The organism is Rhodospira trueperi (assembly GCF_900101965.1).
GTDB classification, from domain to species: domain Bacteria; phylum Pseudomonadota; class Alphaproteobacteria; order Rhodospirillales; family Rhodospirillaceae; genus Rhodospira; species Rhodospira trueperi.
On the sequence record NZ_FNAP01000011.1, the window covers coordinates 19,280 to 35,375 of the forward strand.

17 protein-coding genes and 1 pseudogene are annotated in these 16,096 nt (G+C 68.6%); 9 read left to right on the plus strand and 9 right to left on the minus strand.

What is annotated here, in order from left to right; genetic code table 11:
- Positions 1–8 precede the first annotated feature (8 nt).
- The 4 genes from ccmA (at position 9) to modA (ending at position 3,188) form a co-directional block, all read left to right on the plus strand.
- Positions 9–755 (plus strand): heme ABC exporter ATP-binding protein CcmA, encoded by a 747-nt coding sequence (gene ccmA / locus BLS85_RS13770; RefSeq protein WP_245699239.1) that lies wholly within the window; start codon positions 9–11, stop codon positions 753–755.
- On the plus strand, positions 755–1,420 hold the full coding sequence (gene ccmB / locus BLS85_RS13775) for a heme exporter protein CcmB (RefSeq protein ID WP_176793755.1): 666 nt from the start codon (positions 755–757) through the stop codon (positions 1,418–1,420). Before ccmA ends, ccmB begins: the two co-directional genes overlap by 1 nt.
- 173 nt (positions 1,421–1,593) lie before the next feature.
- Positions 1,594–2,397, plus strand: a complete 804-nt coding sequence (locus tag BLS85_RS13780) for a TOBE domain-containing protein (RefSeq protein WP_092787296.1) — start codon at positions 1,594–1,596, stop codon at positions 2,395–2,397.
- Between the two features lie 35 nt (positions 2,398–2,432).
- Positions 2,433–3,188, plus strand: a complete 756-nt coding sequence (gene modA, locus BLS85_RS13785; RefSeq protein ID WP_092787298.1) for a molybdate ABC transporter substrate-binding protein — start codon at positions 2,433–2,435, stop codon at positions 3,186–3,188.
- Between the two features lie 16 nt (positions 3,189–3,204).
- On the opposite strand, the gene BLS85_RS13790 is transcribed toward modA, so the two are convergent.
- Positions 3,205–3,639, minus strand: a complete 435-nt coding sequence (locus BLS85_RS13790; RefSeq protein ID WP_092787299.1) for a hypothetical protein — start codon at positions 3,637–3,639, stop codon at positions 3,205–3,207.
- 108 nt (positions 3,640–3,747) lie between these two features.
- Positions 3,748–4,893, minus strand: a complete 1,146-nt coding sequence (locus BLS85_RS13795) for a nucleotidyl cyclase domain-containing protein (protein WP_092787301.1) — start codon at positions 4,891–4,893, stop codon at positions 3,748–3,750.
- Between the two features lie 251 nt (positions 4,894–5,144).
- On the opposite strand from BLS85_RS13795, the gene BLS85_RS13800 reads away from it, so the two are divergent.
- Positions 5,145–5,615: a hypothetical protein gene (locus BLS85_RS13800; RefSeq protein WP_092787303.1), complete on the plus strand. Its 471-nt coding sequence runs from the start codon at positions 5,145–5,147 to the stop codon at positions 5,613–5,615.
- Positions 5,616–5,654: 39 nt separating this feature from the next.
- Here BLS85_RS13800 and BLS85_RS13805 read toward each other — a convergent pair whose 3' ends face one another.
- Positions 5,655–6,443: an MBL fold metallo-hydrolase gene (locus tag BLS85_RS13805; protein WP_092787305.1), complete on the minus strand. Its 789-nt coding sequence runs from the start codon at positions 6,441–6,443 to the stop codon at positions 5,655–5,657.
- A 176-nt stretch (positions 6,444–6,619) separates the two neighbouring features.
- On the opposite strand from BLS85_RS13805, the gene BLS85_RS13810 reads away from it, so the two are divergent.
- Both BLS85_RS13810 and parA read left to right on the plus strand, forming a co-directional pair.
- Positions 6,620–7,816, plus strand: a complete 1,197-nt coding sequence (locus BLS85_RS13810; RefSeq protein ID WP_092787307.1) for a cache domain-containing protein — start codon at positions 6,620–6,622, stop codon at positions 7,814–7,816.
- Positions 7,817–7,919: 103 nt separating this feature from the next.
- Entirely contained in the window at positions 7,920–8,573 is a 654-nt protein-coding gene (parA, locus tag BLS85_RS13815) for a ParA family partition ATPase (RefSeq protein ID WP_092787309.1), read from the plus strand.
- Between the two features lie 28 nt (positions 8,574–8,601).
- Here parA and BLS85_RS13820 read toward each other — a convergent pair whose 3' ends face one another.
- Positions 8,602–9,324 (minus strand): Crp/Fnr family transcriptional regulator, encoded by a 723-nt coding sequence (locus BLS85_RS13820; RefSeq protein ID WP_092787311.1) that lies wholly within the window; start codon positions 9,322–9,324, stop codon positions 8,602–8,604.
- Positions 9,325–9,602: 278 nt separating this feature from the next.
- Between BLS85_RS13820 and BLS85_RS13825 the strand changes: the two genes are divergently transcribed.
- Both BLS85_RS13825 and fba read left to right on the plus strand, forming a co-directional pair.
- A complete protein-coding gene (locus BLS85_RS13825; protein WP_092787313.1) occupies positions 9,603–12,116 on the plus strand; it encodes a sensor domain-containing protein in 2,514 nt (837 codons plus the stop codon).
- A 231-nt stretch (positions 12,117–12,347) separates the two neighbouring features.
- Entirely contained in the window at positions 12,348–13,415 is a 1,068-nt protein-coding gene (gene fba, locus BLS85_RS13830; RefSeq protein ID WP_092787315.1) for a class II fructose-bisphosphate aldolase, read from the plus strand.
- A gap of 343 nt (positions 13,416–13,758) precedes the next feature.
- Here fba and BLS85_RS13840 read toward each other — a convergent pair.
- From BLS85_RS13840 to BLS85_RS13860, 5 genes and pseudogenes are all read right to left on the minus strand, one after another.
- Positions 13,759–14,058, minus strand: a pseudogene (locus tag BLS85_RS13840) (transposase); the annotation flags it as partial.
- A gap of 149 nt (positions 14,059–14,207) precedes the next feature.
- Complete coding sequence (locus tag BLS85_RS13845) at positions 14,208–14,684, minus strand: diheme cytochrome c (protein WP_092787317.1); 477 nt, start codon at positions 14,682–14,684, stop codon at positions 14,208–14,210.
- 2 nt (positions 14,685–14,686) lie between these two features.
- Complete coding sequence (locus tag BLS85_RS13850; protein ID WP_245699240.1) at positions 14,687–15,136, minus strand: DUF1924 domain-containing protein; 450 nt, start codon at positions 15,134–15,136, stop codon at positions 14,687–14,689.
- Between the two features lie 56 nt (positions 15,137–15,192).
- Positions 15,193–15,726, minus strand: a complete 534-nt coding sequence (locus BLS85_RS13855) for a hypothetical protein (protein ID WP_092787319.1) — start codon at positions 15,724–15,726, stop codon at positions 15,193–15,195.
- A complete protein-coding gene (locus BLS85_RS13860; protein WP_092787321.1) occupies positions 15,719–16,084 on the minus strand; it encodes a hypothetical protein in 366 nt (121 codons plus the stop codon). Before BLS85_RS13860 ends, BLS85_RS13855 begins: the two co-directional genes overlap by 8 nt.
- Between the last annotated feature and the right edge of the window lie 12 nt (positions 16,085–16,096).

The window sequence follows — 16,096 nt, forward strand, 5'->3', positions numbered from 1 at the left end:
TCCGCCGCATGATACCCGCCGCCGTTTCCGATCCGCCGCCGTCCGCCGCCGCCTCCGCCCGCCGGTTTTCCGGCCATGGGCTGGTGTGTATTCGCGGCGAGCGCATCGTCTTCGCCAACCTGAACCTGACCCTGGCACCGGGCGAGGCGCTGCTCCTGCTGGGGCCGAACGGCTCCGGCAAGTCTTCGCTGCTGCGCCTGATGGCCGGTCTGTTGCGGCCGGCCGCCGGGTCGCTGGCCTGGGACGACGGGCCGGTGCGCGAGGACCCGGAACGCCACCACGCCCGCACCCGCTACGTCGGTCACACCGACACCATCAAGCCGGTTCTGACCGCGCGCGAGAATCTGGCCTTCTGGGCCAAGGTGTGCGCCAACGAGGACGACACCCGCGCCACCCTGCAGGCGCGCACCGACGCCGCGCTTGATCGGCTGGCGTTGGCGCGACTGGCCGACGTGCCCGGGCGCATGCTGTCGGCGGGACAGAAGCGGCGGCTCAATCTGGCGCGGTTGCTGGCGGCACCGGCGCCGCTGTGGCTGATGGACGAGCCGACGACGGCGCTGGACAAGGGCTCCGTCGCCACGCTGGAGGCCATCATGGCCGAGCACCGCGCGACCGGCGGCATGATCGCCCTGTCCACGCACCTGGATGTCAATTTGCCGGGGGCACGGGTGCTAAACCTCGACGATTTCGCCGTCGATGCGGCCACCGCCTACGGCCTGCATGAGGACCGTCACCCGGAGGACCTTCGCGCATGATGGGGGCCGTGCTCGCCGTGTTGCGCCGCGACCTGCGGCTGGCCCTGCGTCAGGGGGCGGACAGCCTGATGGTGGTGGCGTTCTTCGTCATCACCGTGTCGCTGTTTCCGTTCGGCGTCGGCCCGGAAATGGCGGTGCTGGAGCGCATCAGCGCCGGTGTCGTCTGGGTCACCGCGCTGCTGGCGTCCATGCTGTCGCTGGACCGGCTGTTCCAGACCGATTACGAGGACGGCAGCCTCGACCTGCTGACCCTGACGCCGACGCCGACCATAGCCATCGTGCTGGGCAAGGTGGCGGCGCACTGGCTGACCACCGGCTTGCCGTTGATCGTGGCCTCCCCGCTGCTGGCGGTGCTGCTGGCCATGCGGCCGGAAGGCTATGGCGTGCTGGTGGCCGCCATGGCGCTGGGCACGCCGACCCTGAGTTTGGTCGGCAGCGTCGGCGCCGCCCTGGTGCTGGGGGCGCGGCGCGGCGGCGTTCTGCTGTCACTGCTGGTGCTGCCGCTGTATATCCCGGTGCTGGTGTTCGGGGTCTCGGCCGTGGACGCCGCCGTCATGGGCCTGGACTTCGGGCCGCAACTGATGATCATGGGCGCCTTGCTGTTGGCGACGCTGGTGCTGTGCCCCTGGGCCGCTAGCGCGGCGCTGAAGCAGGCCGTGGAGTAGCGCGGCCTGCTTACGAATCCGTAACCCCATTCATGATGCATGAATCTGGCGCCTTGGCGAAAAAGCGCTTGCGCAGGCCGCGTCGTATAGTTTAGCGACATGACGAGCGTTATATAGCCTACCTACAAGACGCAACGTCCCACTCGGCCCGACTCAAGCCACCGGACACCATCATGCCCGATGCCGCCTTGCATGCCCTTCTGTCCCTGCAAAAGGGGTCCGCCGGCCAGATCGGGGCCGCGCGCATCCGCCTGCTGGAGGCGGTTCGCGATCACGGCTCCATATCCGCCGCCGCGCGGGCGGTGGGGCTCAGCTACAAGGCGGCGTGGGACGGGATCGCCGCGTTGAACAACCTGTTCGAAAAACCGGTGGTGGAGGCCCAAAGCGGCGGGCGCCACGGAGGGCAGGCACGGTTGACCGCGACCGGGGCGGCCATCATCGGCGCCTTCCAGCGCATCCAGGGGGAACTGGATCGCGTGGCGGCGCGCCTCGACCAGGAACTGGGAGGCGACCAACAACCGCCCCTCGCCGATATTCTGAAAGGACTCACCATGCGGACCAGTGCCCGCAATGCTCTCACCGGGGTTGTTGAAACCATCCACGCCGGCGCGGTGAACGACGAGGTCGTTCTCCGCCTGGGGGAAGGCCAGACCCTGACCGCCGTCATCACCCGCCACAGCGTCGAGGATTTGGGGCTCGTTCCGGGCATGCCGGTGACGGCCCTGATCAAGTCGACGTTCGTCATCCTGACGCCCGAAGGCGAGCCGACCCGCACATCGGCCCGCAACCGTCTGTGCGGCACCGTCATCCGCCACGAGGACGGCCCGGTCAGCAGCGAAGTCGTGCTGGACATCGGGGGCGGCAAAACCTTGACGGCCGTGGTCACCCGCGACAGCGCCGATGACCTTGGGCTGGCTGAGGGCGCGCGCGTCTGCGCCCTGATCAAGGCCTCGCACATCATCCTCGCCGTGACCTGAGGCCCGTTTCAACACCCCGCCGGAGATCCGACCCCATGACCCGCTCTCTGTCCGTCCTCACCGCCGCTCTCGCGGCCTCGCTCGCCCTGACCGCCGCCCCCGCGCGCGCCGACGAAACCCTGGTCGCCGTGGCCGCCAACTTCACCGCCGCCGCCAAGGAGATCGGCGCCGCCTTCACCGAGGCCACGGGCCACACGGCGACGTTCAGCTTCGGATCGACCGGCAAGCTGTATGCCCAGATCGCCCACGGCGCTCCGTTCGAGGCCTTTCTGGCCGCCGACACCGCACGACCGGAAAAGGCAGAGGCCGAGGGGTTGGGGGTGCCCGGTTCCCGCTTCACCTATGCGGTGGGCCGGCTGGTCCTGTACAGCACCGACCCGGCGCTGGTGGACGACGCGGGGGCGGTTCTGGAACGCGACGCCTTCGACCATCTGGCCATCGCCAACCCGGTGACGGCGCCCTATGGGGCCGCCGCCGTGGAGGTCCTGGAGGCCCTTGGTCTGCAAGAGAGTCTCAAGGACCGCCTGGTGCAGGGCGATACCATCGCCCAGGCCCACCAGTTCGTCATCACCGGCAACGCCGAGATCGGCTTCGTGGCGCTGTCGCAGGTGGTGGACGACGACTCCGGGTCGCAATGGATGGTGCCCCAGGACCTGTACACCCCGATCCGGCAGGACGCCATTCTTCTGAAGACCGGCGCCGACAACCCGGTCGCGGCGGCGTTCCTGGCGTTCCTGAAGGGTCCTGAGGCGACGGCCATCACGGCGCGGTACGGATACGGCACGGAGTGATTTCGCAAGGCACGCCCTATTCAGCGGCCGGATCCTCGACGGGATCGGGCGCCGCGTAGACCTTGCAGTTGGAATAGCCGTCGTTGAAGAAGTGGTACGTCATGTCGGGCTCGGCCTGTCCGGTCGGGTCGATCAGGTTGTATCCGCGTTTGGCGACGCCGGTGTACCCGCGCCCGGGATTGGCCTTGCCCAGATAGCCGATATAGAGCGCGTTGTTGGCGCGCTGGTTGAACCGGCCGCGCCGACAGAGGCGGGAGAGGTCGGCGTCGGGCTCGCCCACCTGCCAGAATGGGGCGATGCTGATCCCGTATTGCCGGGTTGATCTGACATCCCGCGCCGAGACCGGATCGGCCACGACCATCCCGGCGAAAACGAGAAGACAGGTTGCCGCGATGGTCGCGCCAAGGCGGCGCCGGGCCATGGGCCAGAATGGGGGGCGGGTGTTGGCCATCAACGGGATCCGGCTTGGGGATGGGAACGAAACAGCCCCGCCACACTAGCCCGCCGGTTCCCACGATTCGGTTAATGCCCGCCCGATGGGAGGGGTGACACCGGTGTGTCAGCCGGGCCGCAGCCATGCGGTGACGCTGGTCAGGGTCTCCTCGTCCAGGGCGACGGCGTCGGCGTGGATGGCGTCCTCCATCGAGATCGGGCGTCCGTCCACCATCAGAACCTCGGCGAACGGCGCCGCCAGCCGGACCCCGGGATCCGCCAGATCCTCCGCGCGGGACGCCGGCAGCAGGGCGACGAAGGTCTCGTCACCGAACCAGGACAGACTGGCGTCGTCGGGCAAGGCGGCGGCCAGACGTTCCGTCGCCACGGCGAACAGGCGCTCGCCGCCTTCCGCGCCCAGGTGCTCGGCGATGCCGGCCAGTCCGTCCATGCGCACCACGGCCAGCACGGCGGGGCGGCCGTCCGCCAGCATGGACCGGGCCGACTGCAGCAGCCTTTCGGCGGGACACAGATGAACCAGGGCCGCGACGGGATCGGCGCCGAAGGGGCTCGCCCCAGTGTCAACATCAGTGTCAGCCTCCGCGGGCGTATCGGCGGGCGCCCCCCGGCCTTCCAGCCGTGTCGGCGCCACCGCTGGAGTGGGATCCAGCGCCTGCGGGAGCGGTTGCGGTTCCCGTGCCGGTTCGGGATCCGGATCGGCGGCCCGCGCCCGCGCTGGGGCGCGCGGCCTGCTCAGGGCGACCAGCGCGGACGGCGCCAGCCCGACCGCCAGCAGCGTCACCGCGAGCGCGGGCGGGCTTGTCGCGGTCATCAGCGTGGCCGCCGCCAACCCCAGGATACGGGCGGCCTGGGCCAGGGCCGCCGCCCGCTCCGGCGCGCGATCCAGGGCCAGCACCAGGGCCTGGGCGCCGACGATCACCAAAGCGAGCGGCGCCCAGACGGTCAGCGCGCCCATGAGCCCAAGCAGGGCGCCCAGGCCGCCCGCCCGTTCCATCCCAAGGCGGGCGGCGCCATAAACCGACAGGGCGGCGATCCCCGTCAGGACCGCCAGCGTACCCAGCCCGGAGACCGACCACGAGAACGCCGAGGGCGTGAGACCCCAGCCGTCCAGAAGGCCCCCGCCGGGGAACACACCGGCGTGGAACGTCACCGCCAATCCCAGAAGATCGAGCAGCCCCAGAAGGGAGAGCGCGGACGCCACCAGGATCACGCCTTGCGCGACCACCTGGAGCACGGCGGACTGCTTCGTCATGACTGCCTCTTCAACCTCCGCTTTCCGGGCCTCCAGTCGTCGGGCGCCATCCCTAACGCATTTGCTCGCGCGAGGGGAGCCCGAAGGACCGCGCCGGCCGCGCCGCCGTCTTGACTTCGCACTGCCAAAACCGTACTCCGCTTTCCGGTATCAATGCACGGCCGTTCGTCGCGCCGCCCGCCACCGGATCCGAGACCATGGCTGGGCGCGCATCCACACGACACGATGATCGCCACTGAAGGGGTCGCGCCATGGGGACCGAGCTTGCCTCGTTCAGCGTTTTTGAGGGCCTGAACTGGTTTATTACACAGGCCTTTTTCGGGCTCCTGCCATGGCCGAACAGCTTTGCCATCGTGTTTCCGATCATCCTGTTCCTGATGCCGCTGTTCCCGCACTATCTCCTCTTCAACGTCGTCAAGATCCCGGCGTGGCGCAATCGCATCCGTCTGGCCATGCTGCCCCTGATCGGAACCCTGATGGCGCTGTACGGGTTCCTGTTCCGCGACAAGGGGCCGGACCACCAGTCGCCCGCGATCCTGACCGACCTGCAAATCCTGCCGTTTATTCTCTTTGGCATTATCAGTATTTATCAGATCGTTCACAATGAAAAGTCCCGCGTATTCGCGGTGACATTTGTGATCGTCAATGTATATTATCTTCTGATCATGAACAATCTGGCGTTTATGACGATCACCGGGCGTTGGACGTTCGAGGACGTTTAGCGTCGGCGGCCAACGAGGTCCGTCCGCGTTTGCCGCGCGTTACCCGTCGGTATCCAAGGGCCGTCCCAGGTCGAAGGTCTGTCGAGGCCGCACGAACCCCGCAAATCCGTCGTCCGACGCATCGGGGCGCGGACCGTCCGCATAATGGTACAGCCACATGCGCGCCTTCACCGCCGCCGGCAGTGTCCGCAGTTGGCTGTAATGGGCGTGGGCGCCGCCGGCCTTCGGTTCGGTATCGCAGTCGTGGAAGATCAGGCGTGCCTTGTCGTACCAGGGCATCAGCCCATCCGGCTGATGCAGGCAGTCCGAGGTGAACAGAACCGGGCCGTCCGGCGCGTCGATCATCAGGCCATGGGAATACAGCACGGTGTCCGCCGACCGGATGTGAACCAGGGGCACCGGGGTCAGCGTGGCCCCGCCGAAGACGAACGAACCGTCGGGGGGGACCGGGCGCACATCGAAAAAGTCGCTCAGGTGGCCCCGGCCGAAGTCCAGAACCTCCATGCCGGCCTTGAGGCTGTTCTCCCAAAGGGGTGTAACAAGGCTCTCCGGAAGGAACAGCCGGGAACGGCCGGACGCGCGGCGGCTGAAGTACGAGGTGAACCCGAACCACTCAAGGCCCCCGATATGGTCGCCGTGCAGGTGGCTGATGTACACGGCCGTGATCGCATCGTGGCCGAGACCGGCGGCCCTCAGCGCGCGCCGGGCGTCGGAGCCGCAGTCGATCAACAGGCGCGCGCCGTCATCCGCCTCCAGGATCAGATTGCTTTGGAAGTTGTCCGGATCGGTGGTGAAGGCGGACCCGGTACCGAGAAACTGAAGCCGCATGAATGAAAACGCTCCCGCGAGTGCGATACCGCGAACAATAGGGCGCCGTCGCGGGCATGAACATGATGATTGACACGCCGTCCCGATGGACCCTTGAACCGGAAAGCGGATGACAGCGCGGCGGCGGATCGCGGTATGATCCCTGCGCGTTGTCGTTTCGCTCCGGAAGTCATCCCATGCGCCGTCGGTTCGGACTGTCCCTCTTTTCCCTCCTGCTGCTGGTCCTGGTCGGGCTGGCGCTGATCTCCACCGCCAGTCTGGTGGCCGTCAACGGGGGCAGCGGCGCGACCGCCGAACGCGCGCGGACGCTGGACCGAGCGGCGGTCGCGACGCACGCCCTGGACAACTGGCTGCGTCATCAGCTTCAGGCCATGGCCTATGTCACCGATGGGGTCCGGACCCTGGTCGATGTCGGCGTTCTCGATCCCACGGACACGGAGGCGCTCGACGCCCACGCCCGAAGCCTGCTGGCGAGCACCCCGCGTCTGGAGGGACTCGCCCTGGTGACGCCGGATCACCGGGCGCGCCGGTACGAGCGGGACGGGACCGTTCACGCCGAGGACTGGAGCGACCGGGCGGTCGTTGCGCAAACCGTCGACGCCGTGCTGGCGCGGGCGCGGGCGGGTGATGCGGCGCCGGAGTGGGGCCGTCCGGTCTGGCGCGGCCCGCCGGGGCATGCGGCGTTTCATGTGCGTGTGCCCCTGACCCGCGCCGGCGCGCCGGTGGCCGTTCTGTTCGCCATGATGAGGCTTGACCCCATCGCAACGGCCCTGCCGACGCTGCTGTCCGGCACGGGGCTGACGCCCTACGTCCTGTTTGATCGGACCCATGTGCTGGCCCATCCCCTGCTTGACGCCGACGCATCCGCCGATGCGCTCGAGGCCATCGACCTGCCCCGCGAGCCGCCATCGCTGGAGGCGTTCGCCGACCCTCACCTCGCCGGGCTCTGGGCCGCCGCGCCGATTCCGTCGCGCGACGTCAACGATCCGGACCCGGTGTGGGGGCAGGACATTCGGTTGGCGGATGAAGAGGGGATCCACACGCTTCGACAGATCGAGGGGTTTGCGCCGGAGCCGCTGCTGGTCGGCATTCATATTGAGCTTGGCGGGGCCGACGCGGGCGGGCCGCCGGCCTGGATCGTGGTCGGCGGCCTCCTGGTCGCGGTCTCGGCGGGGGGGGCCGTCCTGCTGGCGCGGGGGATCGCCCGGCCGCTACGGCGCCTCGCCGCGCGCGCCGACGCCGTAGCGGAGGGCGATTTGGGCGGCGACGGGCCGACCGGGCCGTCCTTCATCCGCGAGATCCGGAACAGCGAAACGGCGTTCGACCGCATGATCGACCGCCTGCGGGAACAGCGGCCGGGGCGTGGGTCCTGATCCCCACCCCGGTCGGTCCTTCCCTGCCGGGACCGCCCGCTCTACCATGCGGGGCACGCGGCGGACGCCGCCGCGTCGGACCGTCCATCATGGAGTGAACAGCATGGCGGCGCGCATCATCACCGTGGCGCAGCAGAAGGGCGGCGCCGGCAAAACCACGCTGGCGGCGCAACTCGCCGTCGCCTGGGCGCGGCGAGGCAATCGGGTCGCCGTGGTGGACATCGATCCGCAGCGCAGTCTGGCCAACTGGCACGCCTTCCGGATGGAACAGCACCCGGACGGCGCCCCGCTGCACCTGTCCGACGTGGCCGGCTGGCGGTTGGGCACCGAACTGGACCGGCTGCGCGGCCGCTTCGACATGGTCGTCGTCGACACCCCGCCGCACGCGGAGACGGAGGCGCGCGCCGCCGTGCGCGCGGGCGACATCCTGCTCATACCCATCCAGCCCAGCCCGATGGACCTGTGGGCCACCCGGCCGACCGTGGAGATGGCCGACAAGGAGAACACCGCCGCCCTGATCGTCATGAACCGGATGCCGCCGCGCGGCAAGCTGCCGGAGGTGATGCTGGAAAAGCTGCTGGAAGAGGGGCTGCCCATCGCTCACACCAAGCTGGGCAACCGGGTTGCCTTCGCCGCCAGCATGATGGAGGGCAAGGGCGTCGTGGAGTACCAGCCCAGTTCCACGGCCGCGCGCGAGATCAGCGCGCTCGCCACGGAGGTTCTGGCCACCCTGAAGGGCCGCGACAGACGGCGATAATGCCCGCCGGCGCAAGCGCGGCGGCCCATCACCCCATCAGGTCCTGCACCAGCATTTCCAGCCGGGCGACGTCGTGGACGACCAGCCCCTCGCGCTCGCGCGCGACCATGCCCTTGCGGGCCAGATCGTTGAGCACGCGGGCCACCGTCTCGCGCGTGGTGGAGACACGGCTGGCGATATCGGCGTGAATCGGGATCGGCCGGATCACCGTGCGGCCCCGCTCATCGACGCCAGCGGCCTCGGCCTGACGCAGCAGTTCCGCCTGCACCCGGTTGTTGGCGCCCAGGGTGGACAGTTCGACGATCCGGTCGGTGGCGGCGCGGATGATGGCCGACAGGCGCCGCAATACCTCCGTGGCGAGGGCCGGATGGTCCGTCAGCACCGCCATGAAGGCCGACGCGGGCAGGGCCGCGACCCAGCAGGCCGTCACCGCGACCACGCTGGCCGAGCGCGGCGCACCGTCGAAAGCGGCCAGTTCGCCGAAGAAGTCGCCTTCCTCGATGTCGGCCAGGGCGACCTCCCGGCCCGAGATGGTATAGATGATGATGCGCGCCGTTCCCTGGGTCACGAAATGGACATCCCGGCTTTCGCTTTCGCGGTCCAGGATCTGTTCCTGGGCCGCATAGCGACGCCACGAACACTGTTTGGCCACCCGCTCGCGCGCCTCCGCCGGGACGTCGGCGAACAGATGCACGCCGTCCAGCCCGGGTGGGCGAGCGGCCGGATCCGCGTCGCGGCGGTGTCTGGTCATGCCGACGCTTCCTCTCCAGGCCCCCAAGGGCCCCTCAACGCGACCCCGTGGATATGACCCCGGCGCGCGATGCTGACGGGTCCTGCTTCCCGGGGGCAGTTATACCAACGCCGCGCCTCCCGCTTACAGGGCCTTCGTCCGCTGATAGGCGCGGTGTGCCGGGGATTTCCATGGACTCATAATGATCCAACGTTAACATGAATACATGACGAATTGGGGACAACTCTCGAGTTCTGCGGGCCCGCGCCTGCCGGGCTCGGTCCGGAGACGGCTCGGTGATGACTGACTTGGCCGAACCGCGTGATCCCTGGGCGGGCGTGACCGGGGGGGACGACGGATGCAGGGCGCTGGCGGCGCTGGTTCCGGACATGCTGTGCATCTGTCGCGAAGGCCGAATCGTGGCCATCAACCCAGCCGGATTGACGTTGCTGGGGGGTGTTGCGCCCGCCGATCTGCTCGGGCTTCCGTTCGCGTCCTTCATCCATCCGGACTACGCGCCGCTGGCCGAGATGGGGCTGGCGGTGCTGGCCGACGAGCCCGAGGGTGTGCCGCTGTTGCTGGTGGCGCGCGACGGCACACCCCGCGAGGTTCACCTGCGCGCCCGTCGGCTTTCCGGCTCCGATTCGAACGCCGACGCGGGTCTGCTCCTGCACGGTCGCGACGTCACCGAGCGCAGGCATGCGGTCGAGGGTCTCCTGGGCAGCGAGCAGCGCTTCCGATCCCTGGTGGACCATTCGCTCGCCCTGATCTGCGTCGTGCGCGACGGCCGCGTCGCCTTCATGAACGGTGAAGGGCGTCGCCTGTTGGCCGCCCCTGACGCCCAAGTCATGGTCGGGCGGCCGCTTGTCAGCCTGCTTCATCGCGATTACGCGGGACTATTGGAGGTTGGCCTGTCCGCCCTGGCGTCCGAACCCGACATGCTGCCGATGCGCATGGTGGCGTTGGACGGCAGGGTTCTCGATGTCGAGGCCCGGGTGGTGCCGTTCAGAGCGGAGCGGGCGGAAACCTTCATGTTCGAGGCCCGCGATATCTCGGAACGCAAGCGCGTGGCGCTGGCGCTGCGCGAGCGCGAACAGCGCCTTCAGGGGGTTCTGGATACCGTCTCGGAGGCCATCGTCACGACCGACGGCACCGGGCGTATCCGGTCGTTCAACCCAGCCGCGTGCGACATGTTCGGGTACGCTGCGGCCGAAGTCATCGGGCGCAACGTGACCATACTGATGCGGCCCGAATTCGCGACCTATCATGACTCCTACTACGAGCGCGGCAGTTGCTCGATCACGCCGCGCGTTCTCGGGCTCGCGCGGGATCTGGATGCCATACGCAAGGACGGCACCACATTTCCGATCGAGATCAGCGTCTCCCGGGTCCGGTTGGCCGACGGCCTCGTGGTCACCGGCATCATCCGCGACATCACCGAGCGGCGTCGGCGCGAGGAGGCGGAACGCCGCTACAAGGAGGACCTGGAAACCAAAGTCAGGGAACGGACCTGGGAGGTCCGCCGCCTGGGGCGCCAGACCGAACTGATCCTGAATTCGGCCGGGGACGGAATCGTCGGGCTGGATGCGGACGGGCGGGTGACTTTCGCCAATCCGGTGGCCGAGCGCCTCTTGCGGGCCGAGCGGGACTCTCTGCGCGGGCGGGCGCTGGCGGAGGTGTTCCGGGCCGACGAGCGGCGCGCGCCACCGGACGGCCTGCGCCGCCTTGTCGCCGGACAGGGCGCCCGAGCCCACGGCGAGACGGTGCTTCTGACCCTGGACGGGCAGACGTTCCCGGCCGAATTCGCCGCCGCGCCCATCACCGACGCCGGTGACCGCCTGGGGGTCGTGGTCGTGTTCCGGGACATCTCGGCCCGCAAGGAGGCCGAGGAGCACCTGCGGCTGGCCTACACCGTGTTCGCAACGGCGTCGGAAGGCATCGTGGTCTGCGATGCCGGGCACGGCATCAGCATGATCAACCCGGCCTTCACCGAGATCATGGGCTACGCCGAGGACGCCGTGCTCGGCCAACCGGTGGCGTCGGTGCTGTTCGACTCGCCGCGTCGGTTCGCCGCCATGACCGAGGCTCTGGCCAAGCCGGGTGGCGAATGGACCGGCGAATTCTGGCACCAGCGCGACGATGGCACCGAACTGGCCCTGCGCGTGGCCGCGTCGGCGGTGGGCGAAACCAGCGAAACAGCCCATCAGATCGCCCTGGTCATCAGCGACATCACCCAGCGCAAGCGCGACGAGGAGCGCATCCACTATCAGGCCAAACACGACGCCCTGACCGGACTCGGCAACCGCGCGCTGTTCCTGGAGGTGCTGACCGCCGAGGTGGACAGGGCCGTCCGCGACGGCCACCCGCTGGCCCTGATGTTCATCGACCTGGACGGCTTCAAGGCCGTCAACGATACTCTGGGCCACGAGGCTGGCGACCAGTTGCTGCGGGGCGCGGCGCAACGCATTTCGCGGGCCGCGCGCGATGCCGACACCGTGGCCCGCCTGGGCGGGGACGAGTTCACCGTCATTCTGCCTCAGGTGCCGAACCGTGAGACCGCCGCCGGTATCGCCGCGCGCATCCTGGAGGTGGTCTCGGCGCCGTTTTCCCTCAACCACCGCATGGCCCGGGTCTCCGGCAGCATCGGCGTCGCCCTGGTGCCGGAGGACGGCACCGACGCCGAAACCATCCTGCGCCATGCCGACGCCGCCATGTACCACGCCAAGGCCATGGGCAAGGCCAACGTCCAGTTCTATCGCCCCGATCTCGAATCCCGGCCGAATCTCGAGCCGGCCACGGCCGACGCGGAATAGGGGAAGTAAGTCAGGCCGGATCGAATCGGGAGTATATGAGGGGACAGGTCGGCTTTCCGGACTGGACCCGGACCCGCCTTCGTTGCTATATCCGCGTCATCGAGAACGGCGGTTCGTTGACGCTGACCCGTTCCCTGGCGCGCGGTTCCCCGGGGCCGCCCTTGGGGCGCGGTGTCGATGCCGGACGCGCCGGCTCACACAAACATATCGGAACAGTGGAAGGAGACCCTCATGGCCCTGGTATCCCTGCGCCAGATCCTCGATCACGCCGCCGAACACAGCTATGGCGTGCCGGCGTTCAACGTCAACAACATGGAACAGGTGCTGTCGATCATGAACGCGGCCCAGAAGACCGACTCCCCGGTCATTCTGCAGGCCAGCCGCGGGGCGCGCTCCTACGCCGGCGACATCATGATCAAGCACATGATCCAGGCCGTGGCGGAGATGTATCCGGACATCCCGGTGGTCATGCACCAAGACCACGGCAACGCCATGAACACCTGTCTGTCGGCCATGGCCAACGGCTTTTCGTCGGTGATGATGGACGGTTCGCTGGAAGAAGACGCCAAGACCCCCGCGTCCTACGAGTACAATTGCGCCGTCACCGGCAAGGTCGCCGAGGCCGCGCACATGATCGGCGTCTCCGTCGAGGGCGAACTGGGCTGCCTGGGCTCGCTGGAGACCGGCAAGGGCGACAAGGAGGACGGCCACGGCTTCGAGGGTGAGCTGGACCACTCCATGCTGTTGACCGATCCGGCCGAGGCCGCCGACTTCGTCGCCAAGACCAAGGTGGACGCGCTGGCCGTCGCCATCGGCACCAGCCACGGCGCCTACAAGTTCACCCGCGAGCCGACCGGCGACATCCTGGCCATGAACGTCATCAAGGAGATCAACAAGCGCCTGCCGGACACCCACTTGGTGATGCACGGCTCGTCGTCGGTGCCCCAGGATCTGCAGGAGATGATCAACGAATACGGCGGCGAGATGCCCAAGACCTACGGCGTGCCGGTCTCCGAGATCGTCGAGGGCATCAAGAACGGCGTGCGCAAGGTCAACATCGACACCGATTGCCGCATGGCGATTACCGCCGCCATCCGCAAGGTGCTGGCCGAGAAGAAGGCCGAGTTCGACCCGCGCAAGTACCTGAAGCCCTCCATGGAGGCCATGCAGAAGATCTGCGAGGACCGCTACGAGGCCTTCGGCACCGCCGGTCAGGCCCACAAGATCAAGCCGATCCCGCTGGCCGAAATGGCGAAGCGCTATGCCTCCGGCGCGCTGGACCCGAAGGTGAAGGGGTAAGGTCGTGCGACGGGGCGTCGCGGCGCCCAGCCGCGCGACCCCGCGCGGAACAGTGACAAAAGTGACATCGGCGCGTGGCGGGGCCTCAGGCTCCCGCCACGTCTCTATTGTGCGGACCGATTTCGGTTGAGCGCCCTCCAACCAGGGTGTCGTGGCACAATATGGTCGAGCGACTGACCTGGGACGAACGCAAGCGGGAAAGCAATCGTCTCAAGCATGGTCTGGACTTTGCCGACGCAGACGACGTTCTGGCTTCGCGCTTTCGTCCGGATGTGCCGGTCATTCGCCATGGCGAGCGACGCGTCCAGCCCTTTGAGTCTGTCCGGAACCTTAATGATCGTTTGCAAAGCCGTCGCATCGTGAGCCGGATTGATGCGAGCCGGAGGAAGGCGAGGCCTTTGGCGTTACGGCACTCCCAATCCTTCGCCAGCCGGCGGCATCGTCCGAGCCAGGCGACTGTGCGCTCGACAACCCAGCGCTTCGGAAGGAGGACGACCCCCTTGGCCCGGTCCGAGCGTTCGACGATCTCCACGTTGACAGCGGAGACGGCCTTCTTGAGACCGGTTTGGAACTGTTCACCCTGATAGCCGCCATCGGCAAAGAATTTCACCAGAAACGGATACAACCCGAACAAGGTGGCCATTCCTTCCCGTGCCGCAGCCTCTGTGCTCGACCAGGGTCCGCAGGGGCAGGCAGGAGACCAGCCGAACCGGCACCGCCGGGTTCCCCTGCGCAGGGCGTCACGCCCAACCCAGGATCACGCTCGGCGGCCAACCGATGAGCCGCCCCGGCTCAGTCCTCGTCGTAAGACCCGCGCTCGGCGGCTTCGTGGCAGGCGAGACAGTTGGATTTGGTGACCACCTCGGGGCGGTCCCAGACCTCCTGCCGGAAGTCGTGCTCATCCAAGAATTCCGGATTCTCGGTGATGCGCAATGGCACCCCGCCCTCGCGGACCCAGCGCATGTACTCCCGCGCCATCTCCGAGCGGATGCGGTCGCCCGCGTTGGCGGTCAGGTAGGCCCGGATGTGCTCGGTCTTGTCGGCGGCGATGCTGGCGTCGTCGCCGAAGTGATCGGCGAGGCCGTCCATCATCGCATCCCACGACCGCGCCGGCAGGAACCCGGGCTGGAACGCCATGTGACAGTCGCCGCACTCGGCCCGGGTCAGGTCGTCGGTGACCGGCGGGATCCAGTCGTCATCGGCCAGCGCGGGGCCGGCGACGACCAGGGCGGACAGGGCGAGGGCGAGAGAAACGGCATGTCTGGTCATGGTTACTGCTCCGCCATGAAGGTGATGTAGTCGCCCTTTTCCTGGGCGGTGCAGGCGCGGCCCATCACGGCCTCGCAATCGCGCCGGAACTGCTTGGCCACCTCGTCCGGGTCGGTGAAGCGGTCGGGATTGACCGACACCGCCACCGGTTCGATGGGCCGGCCGGTCTTGGCATTGCGGCCCATGGCGGTCGGGTCCTGGGTGTGGCAGGCGGTACAGGACGGGGTGCGCTCGTCGCCGCCCGCCCATTCGGTGCGGAACACGGTTTCCCCGCCGGCGGCCGAGAAGCCGGAAAAAGCGGGATCGGCGGCGCGGGCCTCCTCGGCCAGGGCATCCAGGATGGCCTGACGGTCGGCGGCGGCATCGGCCTGGGCCGACACCGGCGCCAGAACCGCAAGGCCAAGGCCGGCGGCAAGGGACAGGGTGGGAAGACGCACGGACGGAACAGACACGGGACGGCTCCTTGTGTTGATGGGGCGCGTGTTGGTGGGGTGACGCTGGGCGCGGCTCAGGCTTCGCGGGGGCGCGGCACGGCCCGGCCGGCCAGCGCTCGCAGCCGGCGCAGCCCGCCGAACATGGCGACGATGAACAAGGCATGCGCGCCGATGACCCACAGCGCGGCGTCGGTCAGGGCACCGTGCAGGTCCTCGACCTGGGGCAGCCAGTGCGCGGCCATGCCGGCCCCGGCGGAGGCGCCCACGGTGATCAGCAGGGCCACGGCCAGCCAGGCGAAACCCGGGTTGCGGCCGCGACGCTCGGCCAGCCAGCGCCGGGCGGCGGCCGGCGAAGGACGCGGCAGGCGCCAGGGCGCGCGTGTGGCCACCAAGCCGACCAGCAGGCGCAGGACGACGGCAATCAGCACCGTGTAGCCGGCCACCTGATGCATCATGTACAGGTCGTCGGAATCGCCGGTCAGCCAAGCCACCAGGAAACCGCCAAGGATCACGGCGTGCCACACCCGCATGGCCGGCAGGGCGACGCGGGGGCCGCCCCGCCGGCCGCCGGTGGCGGACGGACGGGGCCGGGAAGCGGACCTAGTCATCGTCGCGGTCTCCATCGTCGTCGCGGCGCCATCCCATCGCGCCTTGCGTCCCGGTGCCGGACCACCGGCGGCGATCATCGTCATCGTCGTCGGAACGTCCGCGACCTCCGTATCCGCCGTGCTCGCCCCTGGTCTGACCGGCGGCGCGATCCGGGACGGCCCGATATCCGGTGCCGGCGGTCGCTCCGGTACCGGAGGCGACCAGGGTGACCGGCTTGTCCCCGACGGAATCGCCGGCCACCGTGGCAGCGGATGGGGCGGACGTGGCGTCCGGCTGGCCGTTCTCGGCCCAGGCCATGCCGGCGCCGGCGATCAGTCCGGCGGCGACAAGACCATGAACAAGGGTGCGGATAATCATGGATCAATCTCC

Excerpts from the sequence above, each read along its gene's own strand:
- BLS85_RS13800 (WP_092787303.1), top strand. The coding sequence starts at position 5,145 with ATGGGGACCGAGCTTGCCTCGTTCAGCGTTTTTGAGGGCCTGAACTGG.
- BLS85_RS13780 (WP_092787296.1), top strand. The coding sequence starts at position 1,594 with ATGCCCGATGCCGCCTTGCATGCCCTTCTGTCCCTGCAAAAGGGGTCC.
- BLS85_RS13790 (WP_092787299.1), bottom strand. The coding sequence starts at position 3,639 with ATGGCCAACACCCGCCCCCCATTCTGGCCCATGGCCCGGCGCCGCCTT.
- BLS85_RS13860 (WP_092787321.1), bottom strand. The coding sequence starts at position 16,084 with ATGATTATCCGCACCCTTGTTCATGGTCTTGTCGCCGCCGGACTGATC.
- BLS85_RS13805 (WP_092787305.1), bottom strand. The coding sequence starts at position 6,443 with ATGCGGCTTCAGTTTCTCGGTACCGGGTCCGCCTTCACCACCGATCCG.
- ccmA (WP_245699239.1), top strand. The coding sequence starts at position 9 with ATGATACCCGCCGCCGTTTCCGATCCGCCGCCGTCCGCCGCCGCCTCC.
- BLS85_RS13810 (WP_092787307.1), top strand. The coding sequence starts at position 6,620 with ATGCGCCGTCGGTTCGGACTGTCCCTCTTTTCCCTCCTGCTGCTGGTC.
- BLS85_RS13855 (WP_092787319.1), bottom strand. The coding sequence starts at position 15,726 with ATGACTAGGTCCGCTTCCCGGCCCCGTCCGTCCGCCACCGGCGGCCGG.
- parA (WP_092787309.1), top strand. The coding sequence starts at position 7,920 with ATGGCGGCGCGCATCATCACCGTGGCGCAGCAGAAGGGCGGCGCCGGC.
- BLS85_RS13825 (WP_092787313.1), top strand. The coding sequence starts at position 9,603 with ATGACTGACTTGGCCGAACCGCGTGATCCCTGGGCGGGCGTGACCGGG.
- fba (WP_092787315.1), top strand. The coding sequence starts at position 12,348 with ATGGCCCTGGTATCCCTGCGCCAGATCCTCGATCACGCCGCCGAACAC.
- modA (WP_092787298.1), top strand. The coding sequence starts at position 2,433 with ATGACCCGCTCTCTGTCCGTCCTCACCGCCGCTCTCGCGGCCTCGCTC.
- BLS85_RS13820 (WP_092787311.1), bottom strand. The coding sequence starts at position 9,324 with ATGACCAGACACCGCCGCGACGCGGATCCGGCCGCTCGCCCACCCGGG.
- BLS85_RS13845 (WP_092787317.1), bottom strand. The coding sequence starts at position 14,684 with ATGACCAGACATGCCGTTTCTCTCGCCCTCGCCCTGTCCGCCCTGGTC.
- ccmB (WP_176793755.1), top strand. The coding sequence starts at position 755 with ATGGGGGCCGTGCTCGCCGTGTTGCGCCGCGACCTGCGGCTGGCCCTG.
- BLS85_RS13795 (WP_092787301.1), bottom strand. The coding sequence starts at position 4,893 with ATGACGAAGCAGTCCGCCGTGCTCCAGGTGGTCGCGCAAGGCGTGATC.